Source organism: Micromonospora sp. CV4, assembly GCF_003667455.1.
Classification (GTDB): domain Bacteria; phylum Actinomycetota; class Actinomycetes; order Mycobacteriales; family Micromonosporaceae; genus Micromonospora.
The window spans coordinates 1-814 of the sequence record NZ_RCVI01000047.1 but is presented as its reverse complement, the minus strand read 5'-3'; the positions used below and the strand labels follow the sequence as shown (position 1 = coordinate 814).

Sequence of the window (814 nt, the reverse complement as noted above, 5' to 3'; positions counted from 1 at the left end):
GACCGGCGCACAGGTCCAGCCAGCGCCCGTCCGGGCCGTCCAGCGGCGCGTCGGCGAGCGCGGCGGCCACCAGCTGGGAGCCCTCGTCCTGGACGTGGGCCCGGCCGTCGACGACCGCCGGCACGTCGCCGGGCGCGCCACCGGGCAGATAGACGGCGTACGGCGAGAACGCTCCGGGCGCCCCGCCCACCTGGTCGGCCAGCTCCACCGGGTCGATCAGGCCGGGCCGGGCACACAGGTGCACCGGCGGGCGCTCGTTGTCCTCGATCAGCAGTCGGGCCGTCTCGCCCAGGTCGCCGCCGAGCGCCTCGGAGAACGCCCGCACGATCCACTGCGGATGGCTGTACGCCAGCGCCAGGTGCCCGATCGGGTCGGTCTCCATGGGCGGGGCGAGCTTCGCCACCCAGCCGTCGGCGTCAAGGGTGGACACCTCGCGCAGCACCGCGTTGGCGAACCCGGTGGCGCCCGGCGCGACCGCGCGGACCAGGTCCACGGTCGACGAGACCGCGGCGTGCGGAGGCACCCGGGTGTGCAGCAGCTGGTACGCCCCGAGCCGCAGCGCGTCGCGTACCGGCGGGTCGATCCGGGCCACGTCCCGGCCGGCCGCGTCGGTCAGGATCGCGTCCAGCGTGCCCAGGTGGCGCAGGGTGCCGTAGGTCAGCTCGGTGGCGAACGCCGCGTCCCGGCCGTACAGCCCCTCCTCGCGCAGGATGGTCGGCAGCACCAGGTTGGCGAACGCGTCGTCGCGGTGCACCGCGGCGACCGCCTCGTACGCCGCGCGCCGCGGCCGGTCCAGCGGCGCGCGGCGTACGAG

At 76.7% G+C, this 814-nt stretch carries 1 protein-coding gene; it reads right to left on the bottom strand.

The features are described 5' to 3' along the window. A partial coding sequence (locus EAD98_RS00235; RefSeq protein WP_305035015.1) for a transcription antitermination factor NusB occupies positions 1-814 on the bottom strand: 814 nt, incomplete at both ends.